General features: G+C 66.7%; 23 protein-coding genes and 1 pseudogene. 13 read left to right on the top strand and 11 right to left on the bottom strand.

The features are described from left to right. Positions 1-16 precede the first annotated feature (16 nt). Both AC1DYD_RS34850 and AC1DYD_RS34845 read right to left on the bottom strand, forming a co-directional pair. On the bottom strand, positions 17-1942 hold the full coding sequence (locus AC1DYD_RS34850) for a sensor histidine kinase (protein ID WP_478177299.1): 1926 nt from the start codon (positions 1940-1942) through the stop codon (positions 17-19). Positions 1943-1973: 31 nt separating this feature from the next. Next, positions 1974-2639, bottom strand: a complete 666-nt coding sequence (locus tag AC1DYD_RS34845) for a response regulator (protein WP_478177298.1) — start codon at positions 2637-2639, stop codon at positions 1974-1976. A 188-nt stretch (positions 2640-2827) separates the two neighbouring features. Between AC1DYD_RS34845 and AC1DYD_RS34840 the strand changes: the two genes are divergently transcribed. Then, positions 2828-4747, top strand: coding sequence for a hypothetical protein (locus AC1DYD_RS34840; protein ID WP_478177297.1), 1920 nt, complete (start codon positions 2828-2830; stop codon positions 4745-4747). A 74-nt stretch (positions 4748-4821) separates the two neighbouring features. Here the strand turns inward: AC1DYD_RS34840 and AC1DYD_RS34835 are convergent, their stop codons facing one another. After that, the gene (locus tag AC1DYD_RS34835) at positions 4822-5502 is read right to left on the bottom strand and encodes an aspartate/glutamate racemase family protein (RefSeq protein WP_478177296.1); all 681 of its coding nucleotides are present in this window, start codon (positions 5500-5502) and stop codon (positions 4822-4824) included. 15 nt (positions 5503-5517) lie between these two features. Further along, on the bottom strand, positions 5518-5979 hold the full coding sequence (locus tag AC1DYD_RS34830) for an Lrp/AsnC family transcriptional regulator (RefSeq protein WP_478177311.1): 462 nt from the start codon (positions 5977-5979) through the stop codon (positions 5518-5520). Between the two features lie 398 nt (positions 5980-6377). On the opposite strand from AC1DYD_RS34830, the gene AC1DYD_RS34825 reads away from it, so the two are divergent. Then, positions 6378-7325 (top strand): LysR family transcriptional regulator, encoded by a 948-nt coding sequence (locus tag AC1DYD_RS34825; RefSeq protein WP_478177310.1) that lies wholly within the window; start codon positions 6378-6380, stop codon positions 7323-7325. Here AC1DYD_RS34825 and AC1DYD_RS34820 read toward each other — a convergent pair. The 4 genes from AC1DYD_RS34820 to AC1DYD_RS34805 all read right to left on the bottom strand — a co-directional run bounded on the left by AC1DYD_RS34820 (position 7293) and on the right by AC1DYD_RS34805 (position 10116). After that, on the bottom strand, positions 7293-7649 hold the full coding sequence (locus AC1DYD_RS34820) for a GFA family protein (protein WP_478177295.1): 357 nt from the start codon (positions 7647-7649) through the stop codon (positions 7293-7295). The genes AC1DYD_RS34825 and AC1DYD_RS34820 overlap by 33 nt on opposite strands. After that, positions 7646-8434 carry an amino acid ABC transporter ATP-binding protein gene (locus tag AC1DYD_RS34815; protein ID WP_478177294.1) on the bottom strand — a complete coding sequence of 263 codons (789 nt, stop codon included), beginning with the start codon at positions 8432-8434 and terminating at the stop codon, positions 7646-7648. Before AC1DYD_RS34815 ends, AC1DYD_RS34820 begins: the two co-directional genes overlap by 4 nt. 1 nt (position 8435) lies before the next feature. Then, positions 8436-9146: an amino acid ABC transporter permease gene (locus AC1DYD_RS34810; RefSeq protein WP_478177309.1), complete on the bottom strand. Its 711-nt coding sequence runs from the start codon at positions 9144-9146 to the stop codon at positions 8436-8438. A gap of 106 nt (positions 9147-9252) precedes the next feature. Then, complete coding sequence (locus tag AC1DYD_RS34805) at positions 9253-10116, bottom strand: transporter substrate-binding domain-containing protein (RefSeq protein ID WP_478177293.1); 864 nt, start codon at positions 10114-10116, stop codon at positions 9253-9255. A 511-nt stretch (positions 10117-10627) separates the two neighbouring features. Between AC1DYD_RS34805 and AC1DYD_RS34800 the strand changes: the two genes are divergently transcribed. The 4 genes from AC1DYD_RS34800 to AC1DYD_RS34785 all read left to right on the top strand — a co-directional run bounded on the left by AC1DYD_RS34800 (position 10628) and on the right by AC1DYD_RS34785 (position 16426). After that, positions 10628-11764 carry a saccharopine dehydrogenase family protein gene (locus AC1DYD_RS34800; RefSeq protein WP_478177292.1) on the top strand — a complete coding sequence of 379 codons (1137 nt, stop codon included), beginning with the start codon at positions 10628-10630 and terminating at the stop codon, positions 11762-11764. Positions 11765-11833: 69 nt separating this feature from the next. Beyond that, positions 11834-13585, top strand: coding sequence for a thiamine pyrophosphate-binding protein (locus tag AC1DYD_RS34795; protein WP_478177291.1), 1752 nt, complete (start codon positions 11834-11836; stop codon positions 13583-13585). Between the two features lie 51 nt (positions 13586-13636). Beyond that, positions 13637-15142, top strand: coding sequence for an L-piperidine-6-carboxylate dehydrogenase (amaB, locus tag AC1DYD_RS34790; protein ID WP_478177290.1), 1506 nt, complete (start codon positions 13637-13639; stop codon positions 15140-15142). Between the two features lie 27 nt (positions 15143-15169). Next, positions 15170-16426, top strand: coding sequence for an NAD(P)/FAD-dependent oxidoreductase (locus AC1DYD_RS34785; protein WP_478177289.1), 1257 nt, complete (start codon positions 15170-15172; stop codon positions 16424-16426). Between the two features lie 15 nt (positions 16427-16441). Here AC1DYD_RS34785 and AC1DYD_RS34780 read toward each other — a convergent pair whose 3' ends face one another. After that, positions 16442-17602: an Acg family FMN-binding oxidoreductase gene (locus AC1DYD_RS34780; protein WP_478177288.1), complete on the bottom strand. Its 1161-nt coding sequence runs from the start codon at positions 17600-17602 to the stop codon at positions 16442-16444. A 91-nt stretch (positions 17603-17693) separates the two neighbouring features. Between AC1DYD_RS34780 and AC1DYD_RS34775 the strand changes: the two genes are divergently transcribed. From AC1DYD_RS34775 to AC1DYD_RS34760, 4 genes are all read left to right on the top strand, one after another. After that, entirely contained in the window at positions 17694-18113 is a 420-nt protein-coding gene (locus AC1DYD_RS34775; protein WP_478177287.1) for a DUF1801 domain-containing protein, read from the top strand. 116 nt (positions 18114-18229) lie between these two features. Next, positions 18230-18658 (top strand): hypothetical protein, encoded by a 429-nt coding sequence (locus tag AC1DYD_RS34770; protein ID WP_478177286.1) that lies wholly within the window; start codon positions 18230-18232, stop codon positions 18656-18658. Positions 18659-18984: 326 nt separating this feature from the next. Continuing rightward, positions 18985-19620 carry a protein-L-isoaspartate(D-aspartate) O-methyltransferase gene (locus tag AC1DYD_RS34765; protein ID WP_478177285.1) on the top strand — a complete coding sequence of 212 codons (636 nt, stop codon included), beginning with the start codon at positions 18985-18987 and terminating at the stop codon, positions 19618-19620. Between the two features lie 13 nt (positions 19621-19633). Continuing rightward, entirely contained in the window at positions 19634-22024 is a 2391-nt protein-coding gene (locus AC1DYD_RS34760) for a spermine/spermidine synthase domain-containing protein (protein ID WP_478177284.1), read from the top strand. A 5-nt stretch (positions 22025-22029) separates the two neighbouring features. On the opposite strand, the gene AC1DYD_RS34755 is transcribed toward AC1DYD_RS34760, so the two are convergent. Both AC1DYD_RS34755 and AC1DYD_RS34750 read right to left on the bottom strand, forming a co-directional pair. After that, positions 22030-22173: a hypothetical protein gene (locus AC1DYD_RS34755; protein WP_478177283.1), complete on the bottom strand. Its 144-nt coding sequence runs from the start codon at positions 22171-22173 to the stop codon at positions 22030-22032. 119 nt (positions 22174-22292) lie between these two features. Further along, positions 22293-23228, bottom strand: a complete 936-nt coding sequence (locus AC1DYD_RS34750) for a LysR family transcriptional regulator (RefSeq protein ID WP_478177282.1) — start codon at positions 23226-23228, stop codon at positions 22293-22295. 108 nt (positions 23229-23336) lie between these two features. On the opposite strand from AC1DYD_RS34750, the gene AC1DYD_RS34745 reads away from it, so the two are divergent. The 3 genes and pseudogenes from AC1DYD_RS34745 to AC1DYD_RS34735 all read left to right on the top strand — a co-directional run. After that, entirely contained in the window at positions 23337-24302 is a 966-nt protein-coding gene (locus AC1DYD_RS34745; protein ID WP_478177281.1) for a Bug family tripartite tricarboxylate transporter substrate binding protein, read from the top strand. 161 nt (positions 24303-24463) lie between these two features. Continuing rightward, positions 24464-25699, top strand: coding sequence for a 4-hydroxythreonine-4-phosphate dehydrogenase PdxA (locus tag AC1DYD_RS34740; RefSeq protein WP_478177280.1), 1236 nt, complete (start codon positions 24464-24466; stop codon positions 25697-25699). Positions 25700-25717: 18 nt separating this feature from the next. Next, positions 25718-25965: pseudogene (locus AC1DYD_RS34735) on the top strand (L-rhamnonate dehydratase); the annotation flags it as partial.

Below are 25965 nucleotides of genomic sequence, written 5' to 3'. Positions count from 1 at the left end.
CCGTGCACCAGCGCGCCTACGTGAGCTCCGCCGGCCTGGACAGGCTCGCGAAGGCCGAATCGCCACGCTCGACCTGGAGGTTCAGCGTGATGCACACCCCGCCGCCCGAAGGCTGCTCGACGCGAAGACCTGCACCGATGGCAGCCGCCCGCGAGCGCATGTTGTCGATCCCGCGCCCACCGCGCCGCCGGCCGGACCCGGTGGCGGCCGAGGCATTGCCGGGGAGTCCGACGCCGTTGTCGGCGATCTGAAGCGTGACGGCGGGCGCGTCGTCACGCAAACGGGCCCTGACGGCGATGCGAGACGCGCGCGCATGCTTCAGAACGTTGGTGAACGCCTCGAGCACGATGCGCTGCACATGCATGACGACATGGGGCGACAGTTCCCGCAGCTCCGGCAACTCGGCAACCTCCCAGGCCACCTCGATGCCCGCGGCCTGCAGCCGCGGCTGCAGGCGATAGCGCAGCGTCGCCAGCATGGTGGCGAGGTCGTCGTTGGCCGGCTGCAGGGAGTCGACCGCCATCCGCAATTCGTCGAGCGCGATCTGGACGTGCTCGCGCAGCGACGCCGCGTCTGCGCCGGGCCGGGTGACCATGTTGAGCAGCGCCACGAGCTGCGATCCGACGCCGTCGTGGATCTCCCGCATGATGCGCTGCCGCTCGTTCGACACCGACTGATGGTGCTGCTGCTCCCGCAACACGTCGAACGCTTCCTTCAGCTGATGCTCGCGCTCGTCGACGCGGCGGGAGAGGTCGGCGTTCAGGGCGTGGAAGTTCGCCACGGTGCGGCTGTAGCGCTCGGCGATCAGCCAACCCATGATGACGACGAATGCGAACATGGCATGTTGAAGATAGGTGGTGCGCAATCCGGAGGCGTTCGCGAACCGGATGGCGATGAGGTCGTACAGGCCGGTGGCGATCGATGCGCCAAGGGCGGCGGCCAGCGCCCACGCCTTGGCAGCGCCGTCGGCCCAGGCGCGGCGCGTGATCGACCACAGCGAGGCCAGGGACATCGGGACGATCGACACCAATGCCAGCGTCAGGAGCAGCGGCTGCCGGAGCCAGAACGACAGAACGGTGAGCATGGCGCTGAGCCCGATCGCCGCATCGATCGATCGGTCGAGGCGGCGCGGCACGGGTCCGAGCGCCTTCAGCGCGACGCGGCACATCAGCGCCATGTGCGCCATGAAGCAGATCGCCACCACGGCACCCAGCAAGGGCCAGGGCACGGGCACGTCGGGCCATTCCCGGTCGACGATTCGCGTCACGCCGAGAAAGGCGCCCAGACTGAACCAGCCGTACATCGGCTCGCGCTGGCGCAGCCAGAGCACGCCCGTCAACGCACCCATGCCGAGCAGGCCGGCAGCGAAGACGAGCATCGCGAGATCGCGCCAGCGGCGATGGGCGTCGTACACAGCCTCCACCGCCGCATGAGGCCCGTAGCGCAACACCGACAGGCCGCCGAGCCGCTGCGGCTGGATGGTGAGCTCGATGCGCAGTTCGTTCGGCCGATCGGCATGCAGCAAGGCCGCCGGCACCGCCATCATCAAGGGGCTCTTGGCCGCGTCGAAGGAAGGGTCGCCCAGCATGCCCCAATGCCGGACGGCATTTCCGTTGATGAACACATCGACCTGATTGCCTACGCGCGAGAACAACAACGCCATCGGCTCCGGCCCGCTGCGGGGCGGCAGCATGATCCGGTAGGCCGCGCGGCCTCCGCAGCCCGGAAAGTCGCCGTCCCAGCGACGACCGAGGTCGACCGGCCCTTCGCGCCGCGGAGCGCCGTCGGGCTCGAGCACGGCCTGCGCGGTTTCGAAGGTCATGATCGCGTCGGCCGCCGCGGCCAGCACGGTGCCCGGCCCGAGGCAGACCGCCGCGGCGGCCAGCCAGGGCGCGAACAGTCGCCACACGCGCACGATCGGGCTCGACGGTTCGGAGATCATGCGCAGTTGTCGCAGGGCCTGTCGACCGGTGCTAGCGCAAGAGGCCCAGCTGACGCGCCTCGAACACCGCCTCGGCCTTGTTGTGCACGTCCAGCTTGCTGTAGATGTTGCGCACGTGGCTTTGGACGGTGGACAGCAGGATGCCCATGCGCTGCGCCGCCTCGGTGTACGTGAAACCCCGGGCAATCAGGCCCAGCACCTCTGTTTCGCGCGGCGACAGCGCCTCGTTTTCCGCCACGGCCGTCATGGGCTGCGCGGCCGGGCGGCCCTGCCAGCGCACGAGCAACTGCCGCGCGATGGTCGGCGACATCGGCGAGCCGCCGGCATGGAGACTCAGTATGTGCGTGGCCAGGTCGGCCTCGGTGCCGTCCTTCAGCAGATAGCCGCTCGCGCCGGCCTCGAAGGCGCTGAGCATGTTGGCCTCGTCGCCGAAGATGGTCAGGACCATCATCGCGCAGGCGGGCTGCATGTCGCGGCAGCGGCGGATGACTTCCAGCCCCGAGCAGTCGGGCAGGCCCAGATCGACGAGCAGGACGTCGACGGGATGGCCGGCGAACCACGCCAGCAGTTGCCCCGCCGTCGAAGCACCGAAGGCGAAGCGCAGGCTGGGCTCGGCGCCGATCACGCGCTCGAAGGATTCGCGCATGGTGGGGTCGTCTTCGACCAAGGCAACGCTGACGGGCGCTTGGGATGGCATGTCGGGATGGGACTGTGGCGGCTTCGACCCCCGATGTTCGCACGATCGCCGGCCCGTCACGCAGGGGGTCCCACCCCATGAACAAGGGATGTGCGCGTACCAGGACACCGATAGCCTTCCGTGGCGTCGGATGCGCGCTGCGCGACCGCCGCGACGAACAAGCATTTTGGCAACTGGAGCAGGAATCGATGAAATCAGCAAGACGTTGGGGAATCAATGGCGCCGTCCTGGCGTTGACGGCCTCTTTGGCCGCATGCGGGGGAGGCGGCAGCAATGGCGGCTTCGTCGCCCCGGGTGCAGGTACCGGTGGCGGTGGAACCACCAGCGGCGCCAGCAGCGGCACGGACAGCGGCACGAGCAGCAGCGGCGGCGTTTCGCAGTCCGGCACCACCCTGATTTCCGGCGTCGCGGCCGTGGGCGCGCCGCTGGTCGGCAACGTGACCGTCAAGGATTCGAAGGGTGCCACCCGCAGCGCCGCGATCGGCACCAACGGCAGCTATTCCGTCGACGTCAGCGGCATGACGGCGCCTTTCGTGTTCCGGGCCGAAGGCTCGGTGAACGGCACGACGGCGACCGTCCATTCGATTGCCACCGAGGCCGATCTCAACGGCCGGATCAACATCACCCAGCTGACCGACCTGATCGTTTCCAACATCGCGGGCCAGCTCGCCCAGAGCTACTTCGACAAGTTCGACCAGAGCGGCAACGCCGGCCTCGCGAGCAAGGCGCTGGTCGACGCGGAAGTCGCCAAGCTGAAAGAAAAGCTGCTGCCGATCCTGGCTGCGCTGGGCGTCGACACCGCCATCGACCTGCTTCACAGCACCTTCACGCCGCTGGCCGACCCGATCGACAAGGCGCTCGATGTCATCCGCGTGAGCTACGACGCCGCCGCGAACACGGCCACGATCTCCAACGTCGTGAACGCCATCGCCGTCGTCGACGACCTGGCGACCCAGGCCGCGGCGGAGCCAACGCCTGCGACCTTGAGCGGCGCCAACGTCGCGACGGGCGCGACCGACCAGGAACTCGTCAAGCAGGTGCTGAAGGACTTCACGGCCAAGTTCGCGGCCGGCCTTCCCTTGCCGGCGGACCTCTCGCCCCTCATGACGAGCGGCTTCCGCTGGAACGACATGAACCTCGCGACCTCGCTCGCCGAGCTGACGCAGAACTCGGATCTCGTCGGTGCATCGTTCACCGACATCGCGATCCGCCAGATCGACTACAGCGATCCCGCGAAGATCACCGCGCACCTGTCGTTCTCGGTCAAGACGGCGCAGGGCGTGGAGATGGGCCGGCTCGACAACTGGAAGGTGCGCAAAGGCACGGACGGCATCTGGCGGCTCCATGGCGACCAGCGCGTGCTCAATCTCGACTGGTTCAACAGCACCTCGCTGCACCACGGCCTGCCGGGCTCGGGCACCTGCGTCAACACCGGCCTCGAGTTCAACATCGAGGACCCCGACAAGACGAACGACAACGGCGCCATCGCCTACATCCTCGTGAAGGGGCCCGGCCTGCCCACGGTGGGTCTGCGCTACGAGGAGCCGGCACTGGGCGGACGCTGGATGATCGCCGGTGCCAACATGGAGAAATACATCGTGGCGTCGAACTGCGTGGGCGCACCGCCATCGGTGCTCACCGACGCGCAGATCGCCGCGATTCCGGACAACGCGCAATACACGCTGACGGCGTATGACATCAACGACGCGCAGGTCCTGTTCCCCACCGGCACCACGGATGGCATCTACCGGGTCAGGATGGAACGGCGGCCCCTGACGCTGGCCGAAGCCGCGGCGGGCTCTGTCTTCCCGGTGATCGACCCGGCGACGATCGACGCGTTCAATGCCTTCGACTCATCGGTGGGCGGAACGATCTCGTTCGGCGCCAGCAATCTCAACCCGCTCATGCAGTCCTACGTGCAGATGTGGCGCAGGGACAGCGCGCAGGCCGTCGTCGACCGACTGGAGAAAGCCGTGTCGCCGACCGCCGCGGGCCGGATCAGCACCAGCCTGCCGTTCGCGGCCAATCCGACGGTCGCGGCGCACGCCATGTGGGTCGAGTCGCCGGACCCGTACCGCCGCAACATCCAGACCTACTACTACAAGTAGGCGACGGCGCAACCCGCCGAGTGGGTGCAAGTCCACTCGGCGAGGGTCCTCAGCCACCTCGAGAGGATCGCCGCCTAGGACGATGCGGTGCAGATCTTCCACCGGGCGAGCAACAAAGTCTCGATGTCATGCACGTGGCGCCCCGTCGCTCGCGCAACAGCCTCTCGGTAGGGTGGCATGTTGGTGCACTCGAGCACGATGTCTTCGACCGAGGGAAACAGGTTCACCAGGCGGCGCGCGGCGTCGACCACGTTCCTGCTGGCTTCGGCCAGGTCGAGCTGCTCTTCGTTGTCGAGGATGCGCCGGTAGAACTCGCAACCTGGCTGAACGCCTTGCACCGGCGTCGCCGCCGGAGCGCCGACCGACTCCAGGATGCTTGCGGCCAACGAAGCCGAGTCGAAGGTGACGATTCCGGGCCGCGCGAAATCCCGGCATTGCAACAGGCTCGACGAGACGACCGGCACCGGCACGGCGTCGGCGAGCGTGTGCTGGTAGGCGGCCAGGAAGCCGCAGCTGGTCGTGATCATCGCGGCGCCCTCCTCGACCAGCTGCAAGGCGGCGTCGACAAACGGCCGCAGCAGCGCGGGGTCCGCCTCCTTGACGATGCGTCGGGGCGAGGCGCCCTCGACGACCCGGAAACGGACCGGAATGCCGTGGCGGCGAAAGGTCTCCGGATTTCCGATGTCGCCGGGGGGCCGAGGGAAGCGCGTATCGAGCATCAGCACACCCAGGAAGCGCTCAGAACTTGGGGTCATTTTTCTTTGGGATGGCTATCCGCTGTTCGAGACCGTGCTGCGACGATCGATCTTTCGGCTGAGCACGATCGAGGTGTGTGTCTGGTTGATGCCGTCGATCTGGCCCAGTTGATCGAGCAGCTTGTCCAGCTGTTCAGGCGTGTCGCACTTGAGAAGCACCATGTAGTCGAATTGGCCGCTCACGGCCCAGACCTCCTCCACCTCCGGCAGACGCTCGAGCGCCTTGATGACCACCGGCGCACCCTTGGCGTTGACGCTGAGCCCGCAAAATGCGCGCACTCCGGCTTGCTCGAGCCGCTGCCCGAGGCGAACCCCATAGCCCGAGACGATGCCCTCGCGTTCCAGTCGTGCGATTCGCGCGACCACCGTGGTCCTGGCGATCTTCAGCTTGCGCGCCAAGTTGGCCGCCGGCTCGCGGGCGTTGGCCTGCAACAAGCTCAGAAGATGGCGATCAAGCTCATCCAGTCGTAAGTCCATGGGCGCCCTTGCAGCATAAATAGGTGATTGTGGCGCGGCCGAGGCAGGCGTACGAAACGCGGCAAACCGCGAGCGGCTGACGGACACGTCGAAGGCGACCATCTTCCCGAGCGCCTGCACCGATTCACTGACGGCATGGCGGATCCGCCAAGGACGATCCGGCCTGTCCACCACGGCGTCCAAGATCCCCGTCTCGGGCGCCTGCGAGAACAGCGAACGGATGTCGTCGGGCTCGACAATGGCTTTCGTCTTCATGTGAAGCTCGTACTATCGTCAATGCGGCGCCCGATGGATAGCGAAAAGTCGGAACGATTTCATGCCAAAATGGAATCAACTTGTCCAATCCGGCCCGAGGCTACCCTCTGCGGTTGCCGCCGACTTATTGCTCATCGAGCATCATGTTCAGACGAGAATTCCTTCCCTCCGTGGGGCAGCTCATGGCGTTCGAAAGTGCCGCGCGCCACGCGAGCATTGCGCGCGCGGCACAGGAACTTCATCTCACCCAGAGTGCGATCTCGCGCCAGATCAAGCAACTGGAGGACCAGCTCGGGACGGCGCTTTTTCATCGCGTGCGTCAGCGTGTCGTCCTGACGGATGCGGGCCGCGTCTACGCGGCGGAACTGCGCACGGGCCTCGAGGCGCTATCGAGCGCAACCCAGCGCGTGATGACCATGGGCGGCATGGGCGATGTTCTCAATCTGGCCGTGCTGCCGACGTTCGGAACGCGATGGCTCATTCCCCGGATGAGGCGCTTCGCCGCGCTGCAGCCCGGCGTCACGGTCAATTTCGCGTCAAGAACGGAACCCTTCGACTTCGCGCGTGAGCCTTTCGATGCGGCCATCCACTTTGGCGCCGATTTCTGGCCGGGCGCCTCCTGCAACTACCTGCTCGGCGAAAGCGTCGTGCCGGTTTGCAGTCCCGAGTTCAAGCGCCGCAGCGGCATCCACACCCGCGAGGATCTGGCGAGCCAGTGCCTCCTTCACCAATCGTCGCGGCCCATGCAATGGATGGAATGGTTCGAGCAGCTCAAGATCGCGGCACCGCACGCCATGCGCGGCCCGCGCTTCGAGCAATTCGCAATGCTCGCGCAAGCGGCGGCGAATGGACTCGGGGTGGCGCTGGTGCCCAGGTTTCTCGTCGAGGAAGAACTCGCGTCCGATCGATTGATCGTCCTGTTCCGCGAGGGGCTGATCACCCAGAGGGCGTACTACGTCGTCGTTCCGGAGACCGGCGCGGAAAATCGCCTGGTGCTGGCGTTTCGGGACTGGCTCGTCGGCGAGGCGGCCGCGTCGCGGCCGCGCGGCCCGGCGAAATCACGCGAGCCAGCTGCGGCCGTCGTACGCTGAGACCTCGATGGCGGGGTCCATGGTCGCGACCTCGTCGACGCAGTTCAGGTTCACGTTGACCTGTTCAGGCGCCGAACGCGGGTGGCAGTGCGTGTGGATGCCGCAATGCCGGCAGAAGTAGTGACTGGCGCGCAGCGTGCCGAAGCGATACACGCACAGGTCGTCTCGTCCCGACCTCAAGACGAAGTGCTCCGCCGCGACCCGGTGGTGCAACGCAGCCTTGCGCACGCAATAGCTGCAGTTGCAGCGCACCCCCTTGGCGAGATCCGAAGAGAAATCAAAGCGGACCGCACCGCAATGGCACTGCCCGGAATGCCAGCTCATGCCAGCGCTGCGTTGGCCGCCTCCGACGCCTTGAAGCGCCCGAGAAAGGCACGCGTCGATTCCTGGCGCGGGTTGTCGATCACGACGCTTGGCGGACCGCATTCCGCGACCACGCCGTCGCGCATGAAGATCACCTGGTCGGCAACCTCTCGCGCGAAGCCGATCTCGTGCGTCACCAGGATCATCGTCATGCCTTCCTTGGCCAGCGCCTTGATGACGTTCAAGACCTCCCCGACCAATTCCGGATCCAAGGCCGAAGTGGCCTCATCGAACAGCATGACCGTCGGCTTCATGGCGAGTGCTCGCGCGATCGCGACGCGCTGCTTCTGTCCGCCGGAAAGCTTGTCCGGATAGTAGTCCGCTCGCTCCAGCAAGCCCACCTTGGCCAGCAGCGCGCGCGCCTCGGACTCGGCTTGCGCCTTGGGCGTCTTGAGGACGGTGACCGGGCCTTCCATGACGTTCTGGAGGGCTGTCATGTGCGGAAAGAGGTTGAAGTGCTGGAACACCATCCCCGTGGACGCCCTGAACCGTGCGAGCTTTCGCTCGTTGGGCAGCGTCGTGTGCGCGCCGTTGAACTCGATCGTCTGCTCGCCCACCGTGATGCGGCCGGCGTTCGGAACCGACAGGAGATTGATGCAGCGCAGAAGCGTCGACTTGCCGGACCCGGACGGTCCGATCATGGCGACCACCTGGCCGCGCTCGACCTCGAGGCTGATGTCCTTCAGGACCACGTTCTGCCCAAAGGCCTTCTTCAGATTGGAGATCTGGATCAAGGGACGGGACATCTCAAGCCTCCTTCGCGGCGCCGGCGCCGTATTCCATGCGCTTGGCCCAGATCGTGATGGGCAACAGAACCGCGAAATACGTGACCGCGATGAAGGTGTAGATTTCCAGCGGGCGGTAGGTGTCGTGTGCAATCACCTGGCCTTGATACAACAGATCGGGGACCGCCAGTACCGAGAGCAGCGACGTGTTCTTCAGCTGCATGATGGATTGGTTCATCAACGGCGGAACCATCTTCTTGAACGCCTGGGGAAGGATGACGCGCCGCATCAGTTGCAGACGTGTCATGCCGAGCGCCTTCGCCGCCTCGGTTTGCCCGCTTTCGATCGAGATGATCCCGCCGCGAACGATCTCCGAGTAGAAAGCGCCGCCGTAGAGCGTCAGGCAGAGCGCGGCGGCGGCCATGGCCGACATCTCGATGCCGGCCAGGACGGGCAAGGCGTAATAGAACCAGACCAGCTGAACGAGCACGGGCGTGCAGCGGAACACCTCGATGTAGGCGCGCAGCGGCGCGGTCAGCAGTGGATTGCTGGAGAGCCGGCCCAAGCCGGTCACCAGGCCAACCAGCAGCCCGAGGACCACGCAGACCACCGTGAAAATCAGCGTGTACATCAGGCCGCTCAGCAACAAGCCCCGGTACGTCCACAACACGCCGAAATCCCAGTCGTATCCAACCGCCCCCGCGCCCGGGGCGCCGCCCGAGAAGTGCTTCATGGCAGCCCAGATGCCCGCAAGGGCAAGAAGGACCCAGAGCGCGATGCCGAGTGGAGAACGGCTCCTCGGCGCGTCTGAAGATTCCGCGTAGTCCATGAGAGCCTCGTCAGAACTTGATTTCAGGCGGGAATGCACTCGCGGGCACGCCGGCGAGCTTTTCCATGTTCTTGAGGATGACGCCGCGGACCTCACCCTTCGCACGGACCTCGGTCAACCAGGCGTTCACCTCCTTTTGCATGCCGGTGTCCGACTCCTTGCGCAGCCCGATGCTCACGGGCGCGGTGTAGACGGGCTGCGGGATGTACATGGTGCCGATGGAGGCGCGCTTTGCGAGCAGCGGCTGCGCCAACAGGATCACGAGGACCTGGCAATCGGAGCGCCCTGCTTGCAGGGACATCGTGGCGGCGCCCGAATTTTCCAGGCGAGTGACGTCGGCCTTGGGCAGCACCCGCGTCGCCAGTTGATCATGACTGGACCCGACGTCCACGACGATCTTCGTCTCGGGCGTATTCAGTTGCTCCCAGGTTTTCTGCGGAATGCCCTTCTTGCAAACCACGGTGTATGTGTTGTCGAAGAGCGTGTCGGAGAAGTTCACGACCTCTTTGCGGGCCGGTGTCGGTGCCATGCCGAACATCACGTCGATCTTGTTGGATTGCAGGTCGAGCACCGCGTTGCCCCAGGTGGTCTCGACGTACTCGACCTTCGCCCCAAGCTTCTGGGCCAGGCTTTCCGAGAAATCCGGCCCGAAGCCTTCCCATTTGCCGCTGCCGATGTCCTTGGCGAAATACGGGATGGCGCCGGCAACCGCGCCGACGCGCAGGACCTTGGTTCGCTGCACCCTGGCCAACGAGCTCTCAGGCTCTTGCGCGGAGGCCGAACCGAAAACGCAGACGGTCGTCACGGCCGCCACGATGGCGCGGAAAAAATTTCGTTTGGTCAACACGGTATCTCCAAGCAAGAAGCTCGCCATTGAAAGAAAAGGAAGGAAATGGAAGGAAACGCTGTCCAGCCGAGACGAAGTCTAGAAGTCAGTGCTGTCACAATCAACGTAGCACATCGTCAAGATGACGAAAAACTCTCGTCATACCGTCATCATCTTCGGCGAAACACAGGCATTCTCGCCTCCCCGCCGCTTTCCACAGATTCCCGCCAGATCGCCGGGCGCGGTCGACTTCTGTCCCAAAGCGCATGATCTGGACCACCGCGGCGTCGGGAAGCGGCGGCGAGCGACCGCCCGGGGTGCGTGGTGCACCGATGCCAAGCGTCACGAGCGTTCCAGACAGAACGCATTCAGCCCATCGGGGAAACGCGAAGCCGGCAGGTCGGCCCGCGTTGGTGCGGCATCGCCTGCTTCGACCTGACGAACGCGCTCGTCGGATTGACGAAGCCACTCATTCTTTCGACGATCTGCTCTCTACCATCTGCCAGGACTCGCTTCTACAGTTCATTCAACGGGCAAGCGTGCCCACAGGAGAAATGAAATGTCGAAGTTGCAGATTGAAAGGGTGCTGGTCCTGGGTGCTGGCAAGGTCGGCAGCACCGTGGCGGACATGATCGCGGAGTACCACCGGCTGCCGGTCACGCTCGCCGATCTGAAGCCGGGGCGCGGCAGCGAGAGCGATGCGCTGGTCCGCAGAATCTCTCTCGACGTGGAGAGCGCCGAGGACTTGAACGCCGCGCTCTCCGCGCATTCCGTCGTGATCAACTGCTTGCCCTTCTACCTCGCGGAGCGTGTGGCGACCGCGGCCGCGAAGTGCGGCGTCCACTACTTCGACCTCACCGAGGACGTGGCCGCGACGAAGGCCATCCGGGAGATCTCCAAGGAGGCGACATCCGTGCTCATGCCGCAGAGCGGCCTGGCGCCCGGCGTGATCGGCATGCTCGGGGGCCACCTGGCCAGCCGCTTCGATGAACTGTACGACCTGCGCCTGCGCGTGGGCGCCCTCACCCGCAATGCGACCAACAGCCTGCGCTACAACTTCACCTGGAGCATCGACGGCGTCATCAACGAGTACTGCAACCCGTGCGAGGCCATCGTCAACGGCCAGCTGGTGTCGGTGCAACCGATGGAAGGACACGAGACCTTCACGCTGGACGCGGAAGCGTTCGAGGCTTTCAACACGTCGGGCGGCCTGGGCACGCTGTGCGAGACGCTGAAGGGAAAGGTGCGAAACCTCGACTACAAGACCATTCGCTATCCCGGTCACCGCAACGCGATGGACTTCCTCTTGCACGATCTGCGCTTGATCGAGCGCCGCGATCTGCTGCGCCAGGTGCTCGAGCACGCCGTTCCGCACAGCCGCGAAGACGTCGTGATCCTGTTTGCCTCGGCGTCGGGCCTGCGCGATGGCCGCTTCGAGCAGGAGACGCGCGTCGGCCGCGTGTTCGGTGCGCCGCTGCGCGGCAAGGACCGCACGGCGATCGAGCTCACCACCGCCGCCGGCGTCGTGGGCGTGTTCGAGTTGCTGCAGCAGGGAAAGCTTCCGGCGAGCGGCTTCGTCGGCCAGGAGCAGGCCCCTCTCGAACAGTTCCTCGCGACCAAGGTCGGGCACTACTACAAGGGCCTCGGCGTGACCTCGTCTGTCACCGCGGCAAACGGCGAGCTCGCGCCCGCCTGATCCATCACGGCGACGCCGGTATCGGGCCGGCGGCCACCCCCTTTCGTCCATCTGAAATCGGAGCTTTCCATGCGTGGTGCAGACGTGCTCGTGCAAATGTTGATCAACTACGGCGTCGACGTCCTTTTCGGCGTCCCCGGGGACACCAACGTCCCGTTCTATGAGGCGCTTGCGCGCCGCGCGGCCGATATCGAGCACGTGATGGCGCGCGACGAGCGCTCGGCGGGCTACATGGCCGACGCGTATGCGCGCCTGACCGACAAGCCGGGCATCTTCGAATGCCCGTCGGGCGCTGGCGCGATGTATTCGCTGCCCCCCGTCGCCGAGTCGAACGCGTCCTCGGTGCCCGTGATTCTGCTGACGATCGACCTCCCGCTGCCCGGTGAAGGCCGCGGCATGATCACCGAGCTCGATTGCGCGAAGCTGTTCGAGCCGGTGACGAAGATGTCGGTGCAGATCAAGTCGGCCGACAAGCTGCCCGAGATCATCCGGCGCGCATTCCGGGTCGCCTGCTCGGGCACCCCCGGCGCGGTTCACCTGCAGATCCCCGAGGACATGCTGCTCGCCGACATCGATCCGGACACCATCTCGTTGCACGCCGAACCCGAATGCAGGACTTTTCCCGCATTTCCGATGGCACCGGCGCCCGGCAAGCTGGACGCGCTGCGCGGCCTGCTGAAGGCCGCGCGCAAGCCGCTGTTTGTCGCCGGCGGCGGGGTGAACCGCTCCTGCGCCGGCAGCGCGCTGACCGATGTCGCGACGCGATTGAACATCCCGGTCGTCAACACGATCACCGGGCAGGGCGCCTTGCCGGACGACCATGTCCTGGCCATCGGCGTCATCGGCGACAACGGCTTCCACCCGCACGCCAACCGCGCCCTCGAGGAGTCCGACCTGGTGGTCTTCGTCGGCTCGCGGATGGGCTCCGTGGTCACGGTGGGCTGGACCTTCCCGAAGTCGACGCTGAACAAGCGCGTGGTGCAGATCGACATCGATCCCGAGCGTCTCGCGAACAACTACGAGAACCTGCTGTCGATCGCCGGCGACGCCCAGCTGGTGCTGCAGCAGCTGCTGAAGGAAACCCCGGTCGACTTCGACACCTCGAAGCACCAGGCGTGGGTCGACCATCTCAACGCGTACCGTTCGAATTTCTGGGCGCACGCCGAATCGGTGCTGACCCTCGACGACGTGCCGCTGCGGCCCGAACGCGTCGTGCGCGAATTCAACAAGTGCCTGGAGCGGTACGGCAAAGCCGTCCACATCCTCTCCGACGCCGGGACGCCCACGCCCTACATGACCCGGTTCCTGCGGATCGGCGATCGCCGCACCCGTTTCGTGATTCCGCGTGCCTTCGGCGGGCTGGGTTCGGCCATCCCGGCGGTGGTTGGCGCCTGGTACGCCGACAAGAACCGCCGGCCGATCGGCATGTTCGGCGACGGCTCGTTCAACATGGCCGTGGGCGAACTCGAGACGCTGGTGCGCAAGAAGGTCCCCGCGCTGCTGATGCTGTTCAACAACGGCTGCTTCGGCTGGATCAAGGGACTCCACCGCCTCAAGGGCCATGAAGAATGCTTCGGCGTCGATTTCCTGCCGCCACGCGGCCAGGCCATCGCCGAGGCCTTCGACATCAAGGCCTGGACCGTCACGACGCCCGACGAGCTGATCGCCGCGCTGGACGAAGCCTTCGAATACGACGGCCCGTGCCTCATGGACATCCGCGTCGAATCGCTCGCCGAGCGGGTGCCGCCCGTCTATTCGTGGCTCACCAGGAAGGGCCTCGATCCGCTGGCGCTGCAGCCCGAGGACGTCGCCTACCTGTAACCCCCGGCACACACCGCCGCGCGCCCAGATGCAACGAATCGAGGAAATACCATGACTGAACTGCTGTCCGTCTTCCGGCGCTGCGGCATCGAGCCCAACGAAGTTCAAGGGGGCTCGCTGGCCGTGCGCTCCCCCGTCGACGGCGCCGAACTGGCCCGTCTGCACGAGACGCCCCCCTCCCGGATGAGCGAGATCATCGCCAAGTCGAAGGCCGCTTTCCTCCAGTGGCGCAACGTGCCGGCCCCCGTGCGCGGCGAGCTGGTGCGCCTGTGGGGCGAGGAGCTGCGCCAGGCGAAGCAGGATATCGGCTACCTCGTCTCGATCGAAGTCGGAAAGATCCTCGAAGAAGGCCTGGGCGAGGTCCAGGAAGGTGTAGACATCTGCGAATTCGCGCTGGGCCAGTCCCGGCAGCTGTGCGGCAAGACCATCGTGTCGGAACGGCCCGGCCACCGGATCATGGAGCAATACCACCCGCTGGGCCCGGTCGCCATCATCACGGCGTTCAACTTCCCGAGCGCGGTGTTTGCCTGGAATGCGGCGCTCGCGCTGGTCTGCGGCGACCCGGTGATCTTCAAGCCGTCGGAGAAGGCGCCGCTGTCGAGCCTTGCCACCTTCAAGGCCCTCGAGCGTGCGATCGCCCGCTTCGGCAACAAGGCCCCCGAAGGCCTGGCGCAGATTGTCATTGGCAAGGCGCCGCTGGCCGAGGCCCTGGTCGAAAGTCCGTTGATTCCGCTCGTCTCGGCGACCGGCTCCACGCGCATGGGTCGCGCAGTCGGTCCCAAGATCGCCAGCCGGTTCGGCAAGCGCATCCTGGAACTGGGCGGCAACAACGCCATGGTCGTCACGCCCGCGGCGGATCTCGACATGGCGCTGCGCGCCATCCTGTTCGCTGCCGTCGGCACTGCAGGTCAGCGTTGCACCTCTCTGCGCCGGCTGATCGTGCATCGCTCGGTCAAGGACGCACTCCTGCAGAATTTGCTGAAGGCCTACGCGACGCTTCGGATCGGAAATCCGCTGACCTCCGGCACCCTGGTCGGTCCGCTGATCGACGAGGACGCCTACCACGCGCTGCAGAAGTCGATCGCGGCCGCCAGGGAACAAGGCGGAAAGGTGTTGATCGGTGGCGAACGAGCGCTCGAGAAGGAGTTCCCGAGGGGCTTCTACGTGCACCCGGCCATTGTCGAGATGCCCGAGCAAACCGCCATCGTGCGTCAGGAGACCTTTGCGCCCTTGCTCTATGTGCTCACCTACGACGACTTCGAGCAGGCGATCGACGTGCACAATGACGTGCCGCAGGGATTGTCCTCGTGCATCTTCTCGAACGACATGCGTGAGGTCGAGACCTTCATCTCCGCGGCCGGTTCGGATTGCGGGATGGCCAACGTCAACATCGGTCCGAGCGGTGCCGAAATTGGCGGAGCCTTCGGCGGCGAGAAAGAAACCGGCGGTGATCGCGAGAGCGGCTCCGATTCCTGGAAGCAGTACATGCGTCGCACCACGAACACCATCAACTTCTCCAAGGAACTCCCCTTGGCGCAAGGCATCACCTTCGTTTGACCCCCGTTGAATGGATCGATTGCTCGGATGAAGAACACTGTTGCCGTTCTGGGCGCCGGAATCGTCGGCGTGTCTTGCGCTCTCGAGCTGCAGCGGCGAGGTTTCGACGTGACGATCTTCGATCGCGTGGCGCCAGGTCGCGAAACCTCGTACGGCAATGCCGGAGTGATCGCGCGCAGCTCGCTGATGCCCTTCAACAACCCCGGGCTGTGGGCGTCCCTGCCGAAGCTGCTGAAGAACAAGTCGCCGCAGTTCCGCTTCGACCCCCTGTTCCTGGCAAGGAACCTGCCTTGGGCGCTGGGCTTTCTTTACCGGGCGCGCCCGAGCATCTTCCAGCAGACCGTCGCCGCCCTCGACGCATTGATCCGGCTTTCCGCCAGGGAACATCAACGCTTGCTGGCCGAGGCGGGCGCCACGCATCGATGGCGCGCCAACGGCTGGCTGTTTCTCTACCGAAGCGAACCAGGCTTCGCCGGCAGCAGGCTTTCCCGCGACACCTTCGACCAGTACGGCATCTCGACACAGGTCCTCGATGCGGCAGAGCTTTCGGATCTCGAGCCCGATCTGAAGCCCATCTTTCCCCGCGCGCTCTGGATCAAGGACACGGCCTCCGTGGACAGTCCGGGCCGGGTGGTGGAGGCGTACGCGAAGCTGTTCGTCTCGCGCGGAGGACGGATCAGGCAGGCGCTCATCGGCGGACTTCGCCGGTCGGCCGGGAATGAGGCCTGGCAGATTGCCGAGGAGAGCGGCACAGTGCACGACAGTTCCCGGGTCGTGCTCGCGCTGGGCCCTTGGACCAAGGAATTTGCCAAGAAGGTGCTCGGCCTGTCGGTGCCCATGGCGTTCGAGCGGGGCTACCACATGCACTATCGCGCGGCGGGCAGCGCCTCGCTCGGTCGACCGATCTACGACACGGCCGGCGGGTATGTGCTTTCACCCATGGAGCAGGGGCTGCGTCTGTCGACCGGCGTGCAGCTCGCCGCGCGCGATGCACCCAAGGACCTGATCCAGCTCGAACTCGCCGAGCGATCCGCGCGGGAAGCATTTCCGCTGGACCAGCGGCTCGAAGCCGACGCCTGGCTCGGAAGCCGGCCCACGCTTCCGGACAGCCGGCCGATCATCGGCGAATGCCCTCGACGTCCCGGCCTGTGGCTCGCGTTCGGCCATCAGCACATCGGCTTCAGCACCGGCCCCGGCACCGCCTCCCTGCTGGCCTCCATGATGACCGGGCAAGCATGCGCCTTCGACCCGGCTGCGTTCCGGCCGTCCCGCTTCGTCGGTTGAGGACGCCGCGATCGATCACGCCCGCACGAGTTGCGCCGCCACGCCGCGGCGTGGCGCCGGTTCGACCGCCGGCGCATAGCCCACGCGCGCCCACATCTGCACGGTCTGGGCGGGCTGCGACAGGTCGAGCAGGCGCCGGATGTCGGCATGCGGCTGGGCCTGCTCCAGGTACTCCTGCAAGGCCTGCTGCAGCGGCTGCACGGCCAGCCCATGCGCGGTGGCGGCAAGCTGAACCCGCACGTAGGCGCGTCCCGCATTGACCTGACTCACGCGGTCGTTGCCGTCGGTCACCATCCACAGGAAGCCCGGCGTCGATTCGATCTTCCGGTCGAAATCCTTGATCTGGCTGGTGGTGGCGTAGTCATCGGGCGCCGGTGCCTTGCCGCGGTCGAACAGGCCGACACGGTTCAGCAACACGACCATCGGGTCCAGCACGGTCAGCCCGTCACGGTACTTCTCGATCTCGGCGGCGCCGACCCTGAGCACCTTGTACGACTCCAGGATCGTGCGCGGCGTCGTCAACTCGATGCGCCAAGCCTCGGCGGCAATGGCGCGATGCCGCTTCAACACCTCGGGCCGCTCCGTTCCGGCGAAGCCGAAGCGCAACGGATGCGGCTTCACTGCCTCGGCCATGGCGGCTCTGGCGGCGGCCGGCACCGGTCTCTCGATGTCGTAGACGTTGCGGTTGGTGTGGCGCTCCAGGATTCGGCCAAACAGCGGATCCTTCGTCACGGTCGGGTCGGGCACCAGCCGGATGCGCGCCACGGGGCGCTGGTCGAGCTTGTCCGGCCCGAATGCGCCCTCGGGAAACAGCGTGGTCTCGGCGCGCAGTCCGCGCTCGCGCGCGGCGATGTCCAGCAGCTCCAGGAAGGTTCCGTGGCTCATCATGATCTGGCGCGAGAACGGGTCGGTCTCGGGCAGCAGCCGGCCGAGGTCGCAGCGCAGCAGGATCTCGTCCGGCGTGCCCAGGTCCACCAGCCAGGACTGCAGGTTGTGGGAATGCGGTGCCAGGATGGCGTAGCCCAGGATCCAGCGGCGGACGTCCGCTTCCTGCCCCGGCCCCTTCCACGGCGCGATGGCCGCGGCCGGCATCTGTTGGCTGCAGCCCGTGCTCGCGGCCGTTGCGGCGACGACGAAGCCGCCCCCAGTCACCCGAATGAAATTGCGACGATCCACTTGCAGCGCCTTCAGACTGCTCCGAAGCCTCACGTGACGATCCTCCATGGTCCTGCGGATGAAATATATCTGCAACTTCTAGAATGAGACCATGAACAAGTCGGACGCGAGCCAAGGCCAGTCGGCATCGGCGCTCATCTCGAAAAGAATCGCCGAACTCGGGGACTGGCGCGGGGAAACCCTTGGCAGAATGCGCAAGCTCATCAAGGAAGCAGCCCCGGACGTCGTCGAGGAGTGGAAGTGGATGGGCACGCCGGTCTGGTCGCACGACGGCATCCTCTGCACTGGCGAATCCTACAAGGACAAGGTGAAGCTCACCTTCGCCAAGGGCGCGTCCCTGAAGGATCCGGCCCGCCTGTTCAACGCGAGTCTCGACGGAAACGTGCGCCGCGCGATCGACATCCACGAGGGAGAAGAAGTCGACGCGTCCGCCTTCAGCGCGCTCGTTCGCCAAGCGGTCGCCCTCAACAGTTCCGGCAAGCCCAAACCTTCGAAGAAGGCGAAGCCCTGAGGGAACGGGGTCATTGGCTTGGCGCCAATGAGACGCGAGCGGGCATTTGCGCTTGGGGAAAGTCCTCGGACGAGAAACCGCTTTCCAACGGCGCCACTGTTGTTGCGGCGCAATAGATGGCCTTCGACGCCCGCTACGATGGGCTCATGGACTGCACGACCAAACTTGAGGCCGAGTTGGACCTCTGCTTCGCGTGGCTCGCGCAGTTCGAGGCCGGCATTCCCCGATCGCACGGCGTCGTCTCGCGCTGGTACACGAGCCGCGCGCTCCAGGCGTACATGCGCTATTCGTGGTTCAAGGCCTCCACGCCCGGAGAGCCCGCCCTCTGCCTGGCCCACATCCAGATGTCCGAGGACGCGAGAAGCCAAGGGTACTTCGCGAGGCTGGTCAAGCGCTTCCTGGATGGAAGCGACGGCCTGCAAGCACGCGTGCTCTACCTCGAGAACATCGCGAGTCCAAGGTTCGAAGGCTGGCTTCTTCGCGCCGGCTTTCAGCGCTGCACGCACAGCACCGGCGAATTCTCTGCGTACTACGTGGTCCGGTAGCCACCATGCCGTTCGACCCGCAGCGTGATGAATCGCTCGTCACCGACGCCCGGGACGAAGCCATCGCCCGCGGAACGGCCAAGGGTGGCTTCGGTCACAGCTCTACAGGCTGAAAGGCTGTCAAACGGCGCGGTTCTTGAGCGAGTCGCTTCGCCCTCTTCGCGACCATGGCCTTGCAGGCCGCACTGGACCGCGGTTTCGTGCTCGGCCATGATCGCCGAACAATGGTCACGCCCATGGTCCGTGCAATGGCGGCGGCGCTTCTCCTGACCACGACGGGAGCCCTTGCCGCGGCCACCCCAGACTTCGCATCCGAGCGCCGGCGGATGACGGAGGAGATCGCGGCGCTGGCTCGCCAGACCCGCGCCGAGACCGGCAGGCCCGCCTTCGACGCGCGCGTGATGGCGGCCATGGACAAGGTGCCGCGGCACGAGTTCGTGCCCGTCGACCAGGTCGATGTCGCGTACGCGAACCGGCCGGTGCCGATCGGCCATGGGCAGACCATCTCGCAGCCCTACATCGTGGCGCTGATGACCGACCTGGCCAAGGCGCAGCCGGGCGACAAGGTGCTCGAGGTCGGGACCGGCTCGGGCTATCAGGCGGCCGTGATGTCGCAGCTGGCCCGCGCGGTCTACACCATCGAGATCATCGAGCCGCTGGGGCTCCAGGCCACGCAACGACTGCAGAAACTGGGCTACGGCAATGTCCAGGTGCGCCTGGGCGACGGCTACGACGGCTGGGAAGAACATGCGCCCTACGACGCCATCCTCGTGACCGCGGCGGCCAGCCACATCCCGCCGCCGCTCATCCGCCAGCTCAAACCCGGCGGCCGGATGGTGATTCCGGTGGGCGCACCGTTCATGGTCCAGCAATTGATGCTGATCGAGAAAGGCCCCGATGGCACGGTGTCGACGCGGCAGATCCTGCCGGTGGCCTTCGTTCCGCTGACCGGCAAGCGCTGAGCCCGGAGCGTCGATGGCCGCCGCGCCACTGATCGCCGTTGCCCTGGTCTCGGGCGCGGCGCTGGCCTACGAGATCCTGCTGATGCGGCTGTTCTCGATCATCCTGTGGCACCACTTCGCCTACATGATCATCAGCCTCGCGCTGCTCGGCTGGGGTGCCAGCGGCGCGTTGCTGACTCTGGCGCAGCGCGCGGTGCAGCAGCGATTCGCGCCGCTGTTCTGCGCCGCCGCCGCGGCTTTCGGGCTCACTGCGATCGGCTGCTTCGCGTTGGCCCAGCGCGTGCCGTTCAATCCGCTCGAAATCCTCTGGGACCCGCGCCAGCCGGCCTACCTGCTGGCCGTCTACCTGCTGCTCCTGCTGCCCTTCATGTGCGCCGGCGCCTGCGTGTGCATGGCCCTGTCACGCTTTCGCGGCGAGGTTTCGCGCATCTACAGCGTCGACATCCTCGGTGCAGGCGCGGGAAGCCTGGGGATCGTCGCGCTGCTCTTCGTGCTGTCGCCGGCCGACGCATTGCAAGTGATCGGCGCGCTGGGGTGCGTCGCGGCGGCGGTGGGGTGGATCGAATGTGGCGGGCGCCGGCGCTGGCCGGCGCTCTTGCCGATCGCGATGGCCGGAGGGCTCCTGCTGCTGCCCGCAGCGTGGCTGGCGCCCGTCATGTCGCCCTACAAGGAGCTGTCGCAGACCTTGCGCATCCCCGGCGCCCGGGTGGTGGCGCAGCGATCGAGCCCCCTGGGCCTGGTCAGCGTCGTAGAGAGCCCGCGCATTCCGCTGCGCCACGTGCCGGGCCTGAGCCTCAGCGCGTCGACCGAGCCGCCGCCGCAATGGGGCGTCTTCACCGACGGCGAAGGACTCAACGCGCTGACCCGCTTCGACGGCCGGCGCGACAGCCTGGCGCACCTGGACCAGATCAGCTCGGCGCTGCCCTATCACCTGCTGCGCCAGCCGCACGTGCTGGTGCTGGGCTCCGGCGCCGGGGCGGACGTGCTGCAGGCGCACTATCACGGCGCGCGCCGCATCGATGCGGTGGAGTTGAATCCCCAGGTCGTCGAACTGGTGCAGGGCCGGTTCGCAGCCGCGGCGGGCGGCGTCTACGGACCGATGGCGCGCGTGCACGTGGCCGAGGCGCGCGGCTTCATGGCGGCCAGCCGGGACCGCTACGACCTGATCCAGGTGGCGCTGCTCGATTCCTTCAGCGCCTCCTCGGCCGGCCTCTACGCGCTGGCCGAGAACTATCTCTACACGGTCGAGGCCGTTCAGGACGACCTGCGCCACCTGGAGCCCGGCGGCCTGCTGGCGGTCACGCGCTGGGTCACGCTGCCGCCGCGCGATGCGCTCAAGCTCTTCGCCGCCGCGGTGGTGGCGCTGGAGCGATCGGGCATCGCCGACCCCGGATCGCGGCTGGCGCTGATACGAAGCTGGAAGACCAGCACGCTGCTGGTCAAGAACGGCGCGTTCACCCCCGAGGACATCGCCGCGATCAGGGGCTTCTGCGTCGCCCGCTCCTTCGATGTGGCCTTCTACCCCGGCATGCGGCGGGACGAAGCGAATCGCTTCAACGTGGTCGAAGGCCCGGACCTGTTCGACGGCGCGCAGGCGCTGCTCGGTCCGGGGCGCGACGAATTCATGGCGCACTACAAGTTCCATATCGAACCGGCCACCGACGACAAGCCGCATTTCTTCCACTTCTTCAAGTGGCGTTCGCTGCCGGAACTCCTGTCGCTCAAGGGGCAGGGTGGGCTGCCGCTGCTCGAATGGGGTTATCCGGTGCTGGTGGCCACGCTGCTGCAGGCGGTGGTCGCGAGCCTGCTGCTGATCGGCCTGCCCTTGGCGTGGGTCGCGCGGCACGGCGGGGCCGTATCGGGCACCGTATCGCGTGGGCGCGTGCTGGCTTACTTCCTCGCGATCGGCTTCGGCTTCATGTTCATCGAGATCGCGTTCATCCAGAAGTTCGTCCTGTTCCTGAGCCATCCGCTGTATGCGATCGCCGTCGTGCTGTTCGCGTTCCTGCTCTTCGCCGGCATCGGCAGCCGTGCGTCCGGTCGACTGAAGGGGTTCCCGGTGGCGGCGGTGGTGGGCGCCATTGCCGTGTCGGCGGCGCTCGGCCTGCTCCTTCTGCCCTGGCTCTTCCAGCGCGCGATGGGCTTGCCCGATGCGGCGCGGATCCTGATCACGGCGGCCCTCATCGCCCCGCTGGCGTTCTTCATGGGCATGCCCTTTCCCTTGGGCCTGGCCCGGGTGGAGGCAGCCGATGCCCGGCTCATTCCCTGGGCCTGGGGCATCAACGGCTGCGCCTCCGTCACCGCGGCGGTGCTGGCCACCTTGCTCGCGATCCACATCGGCTTCACCGCCGTGGTGGTGGCGGCACTGGTCCTGTATGGGGTGGCGGCCGCAGCGCGGCCCTGAGGCCCTCACATGCCCGCATTCGAGTAGCGCTCGACCTGGCATGCGAAGCTGCCGGGCTGCGTCGAACAGACCGTGGACTGGCGCGGCGGCGGCGTGCCGGAACAGCCGGCCAGCAGGCACAGAAGCATTCCGATCGTGATCCTGAACATGCATGCTCCTTGGCAGAATTTGAGTTTCAGACAGGCTACGCAGGTCGCGCCGCGCGCGCAATCGCTAAAAGCGCCCGTCCACCCAGGTGCCGGTGGCGCTGCGGCTTCCCGACGACCCGTCAGGCCGCTCGATGCAGCAGTTCGAGAAAACGCTGCGCCGGCCGGCTCAAGGGCCAGTCCTTGCGCACCAGGCTGCCGTAGGCGGGCAGCTTCTGGCGGATGCGGTAGGGCACGATGCGCAGCACGCCGTGATCGGCGTCGCGCCGCGCCACCGCCTCGGGGATCACCGCCACCAGCTCCGAGCGTCGGATCAGGTTGATGGTCGTCAGGATCGAGCCGGTCTCGATGAGTCCTTGCGGCAGCGTCGCGTCGTGGTCGCGGAACTCGTGCTCGATGACGTCGCGCATCGGGCTGCCGGGCGGCTGCAGGATCCACGGATAGGCCAGCAGCGACGCGAACTCGACCCGCCGCCGGCGCGCCAGCGGATGGTCGTTGCCCACCACCACCGAAAGGCCCTCGTCCTCGATCGGCGTGAAGCTGTACTCGAACTGCGGCAATCCGACCCGGCGGCCGATGACGACCTCGAGCACGCCTTCGCGCAGTTGCGCCAGCAGCCGGTCGCTGGTGTCGACCGCGATCTCGATGGCCAGCAGCGGAAACAGCGCCTTGAGTCCCAGCAGCGCTTCGGACAGGCGCCCCGGCGACGCCGCCATGATGCTGCCGACCGAGAACCTGCCCGCGCTGCCCAGCCGCAGTTCGCCCAGCTCGCGGTTCAGCGCTTCCATGCTGCCGCGGATGCCGCGGAAGTAGCCGGTCACGCGGACGCCGGCGTCGTTGAGCTGCAGGCCGCGGCCGACGCGCTCGAACAGCGGCTGGCCCAGTGCGCTTTCGAGCTCCTGCAGCATCTTGGTGGCCGCCGGCTGCGTCATGCCGAGCTGAAGCGCGGCCGCCCTCAAGGTGCGCATCTCGTCGATCGCGAGGATCAGTGCAATCTGCCGCATGCGCAGCCGGTTGAGCAGCTGCGGCGTGCTCTGCTGGCGATCCAGCGAACCCATGATTGATCACCCCTGGTTATTGATTGATCACGAGTTTTTAGTTTACGGCAATCAATTGCGTTCCTACCATCCCGGCATCGGTTCAAAACACACATTGGAGACACGCGAATGAAACGACAACTCGCCGCGGCGACGGCGGCGCTCGCGCTCGCCTGGACAGCCGGCCTTGCCCAGGCAGAGGATTGGCCGACCCGCTCGGTCAGGATCCTGGTCGGCTCGGCGCCCGGTGGCGGCACCGACGCCATGGCCCGCGCCGTGGCCGATCGGCTGGGCCCGCTGTTGAAGCAGCCGATGGTGGTCGAGAACCGGCCGGGCGTCTCGAACACGCTGGCCGCGGACGCCACCGCCAAGGCCACCGACGGCCACACCATGGTGATGGGCGTGGTCACCGCCCACGCGATCGCGCCGCACCTGATCAAGCTCGGCTACGACAACAACCGCGACCTGGTGCCTGTGGCCTTCGTCGGCGCCGTGCCCAACGTGCTGGTGGTGAGCAACACGCTGCCGGCCGATTCGGTGGCGGCCCTGGTGCAGCTCGCGAAGCAAGAGCCCGGCAAGCTCAACTACGCCACCAGCGGCGCCGGCAGCACCCAGCACATCGCGGCCGAGATGTTCAAGGACGCGACCCGGATCGACATCACGCATGTGCCCTACAAGGGCAGCGGGCCGGCCCTGATCGACCTGATCGGCGGCCAGGTGCAGCTGAGCTTCGACACCCTGCCCTCGGTGATCGGGCAGATCAGGAACAACAAGATCCGCCCCCTGGCCGTGGCCGCAGCCACGCGCAACCCGCAACTGCCCGACGTGCCGACCCTGGCGGAGGCCGGTGTGCCGGGCGTGGAGATGAGCGCCTGGTACGGCATCTACATGCCGGCCTCGACGCCGAAGGCGGTGCAGGAGAAGGTGCACGACGCCGTCAACCAGGTGCTGGCGATGCCCGAGACCCAGGCGCGCCTGGAGGCCATCGGCGCCGAGATCACGCCGATGACGCAGGCCCGGTTCGCGGCCTTTCATGCGGCCGAATACAAGCGCTTCGGCGACATCATCAAGAAGAGCGGCATCCGGCTGGACTGAGATGAAAACCCACCCCCGTATCGGCTCACTTCGTGTAGCCGAGTACCCCCTCAAGGGGGCGACACCAGCGGCCTGGCAAAGCCAGTTCCGCGGTGTCTCCCGCCTCGGTTGTGCCGGTTTCATGCGTCGCGGGTGGCGCGAATGCGCAATGGAAAGCTGAAATGAAAAGCCCCCACGCTCCGCACTTCGTGTCGTCGCTGCCCCCCGAGGGGGCCCAGGCCGCCTTGGGAGCGGCCCGGCGCCGGCCTGACATGAAAAGCCCCCACGCTCCGCACTTCGTGTCGTCGCTGCCCCCCGAGGGGGCCCAGGCCGCCTTGGGAGCGGCCCGGCGCCGGCCTGACTCCTCACCCCTGCCCGTCGTGGCCCTCACCCTCGGCGACCCCGCCGGCATCGGCGCCGAGCTGATCGCCCGCCTGCTGGCCCGGCGCGACGCCGCCGCGCTCGCCAACATCGTGCTGGTCGGCGACCGCTGGCTGTGGGAAGACGGCCAGCGCATCGCGGGCCTGAAGGTCGAGACCGACGACGTGCCCTCCTTCGACGCGGTGCGCGAGCGCGGCGGCACTGCACGGCCCGCCTTCCTCGCGATCGACAGCATCGACCCGGCGCAGGTTCACCTCGGCCAGGCCGAGGCCGCGGGCGGGCGCTCGGTGCTGCAGGTGCTCGACCGCTGCATGGACGCCACGCTGGCCGGCGAGGTCGACGCGATCTGCTTCGCGCCGCTGAACAAGCAGGCGATGAAGATCGGCGGCATGCGGCACGAGGACGAGCTGCACCACTTCGCCGCCTACCTGGGCGTCACCGGCTACTTCTGCGAGTTCAACACGCTGGGCGATCTCTGGACTTCGCGCATCTCCTCGCACGTGCCGATGAAGGACGTGTCGCGCTACATCACGGCCGAGCGCATCGAGCAGGCGGCCACGCTCATCTACCGCTCGCTGCTGGCCAGCGGCGTCGCGCAGCCGCGGGTGGCGATCGCGGCCTTCAATCCCCACGGCGGCGACGGCGGGGTCTGCGGCCGCGAGGAGGTCGAGATCATCGCGCCGGCGGTGAAGGCGCTGCAGGCGCGCGACTGGCCGACAGAGGCGCCGTTCGACGGCCCCTTCCCGGCCGACACCATCTTCCTGAAGGCGCAGGCCGGCGACCACCAGGCGATCGTGACCATGTACCACGACCAGGGCCAGATCGCGATCAAGCTGCTCGGCTTCAGCCGCGGCGTGACCGTGCAGGGCGGCTTGCCGATTCCGATCACCACGCCCGCCCACGGCACGGCCTACGACGTCGCCGGCCAGGGCAAGGCCAGTGTCGAGGCCACCTGGCAGGCCTTCCGCATCGCGGCCCGAATGGGGAATGCCCGGCTGGCGGGCACTCCCCCAAGGGGAGCGCAAGCCCGCCCTTAGATGAGAGAGAGAAAAGTCATGAAGATCAAATCCGTCCGCGCCCGCGTTTTCGAATGGAAGGGCAAGACCGTTCCGCCCCAGGGCAACTTCTGCTCCAACGCGATGGACCTGCTCTATTCGCCGGCCGAGACCATGAGCACCTTCCGCTTCCATGCCTGGACGGTGGTCGAGATCGAGACCGACGACGGCATCGTCGGCCTCGGCAACGTGGCGCTGGCGCCGGGCATCGCCAAGGCCATCATCGACCAGTACCTGGCGCCGCTGGT

The organism is Variovorax sp. P4_B11, assembly GCF_056402355.1.
This window is presented reverse-complemented; position numbering and strand designations above follow the sequence as displayed.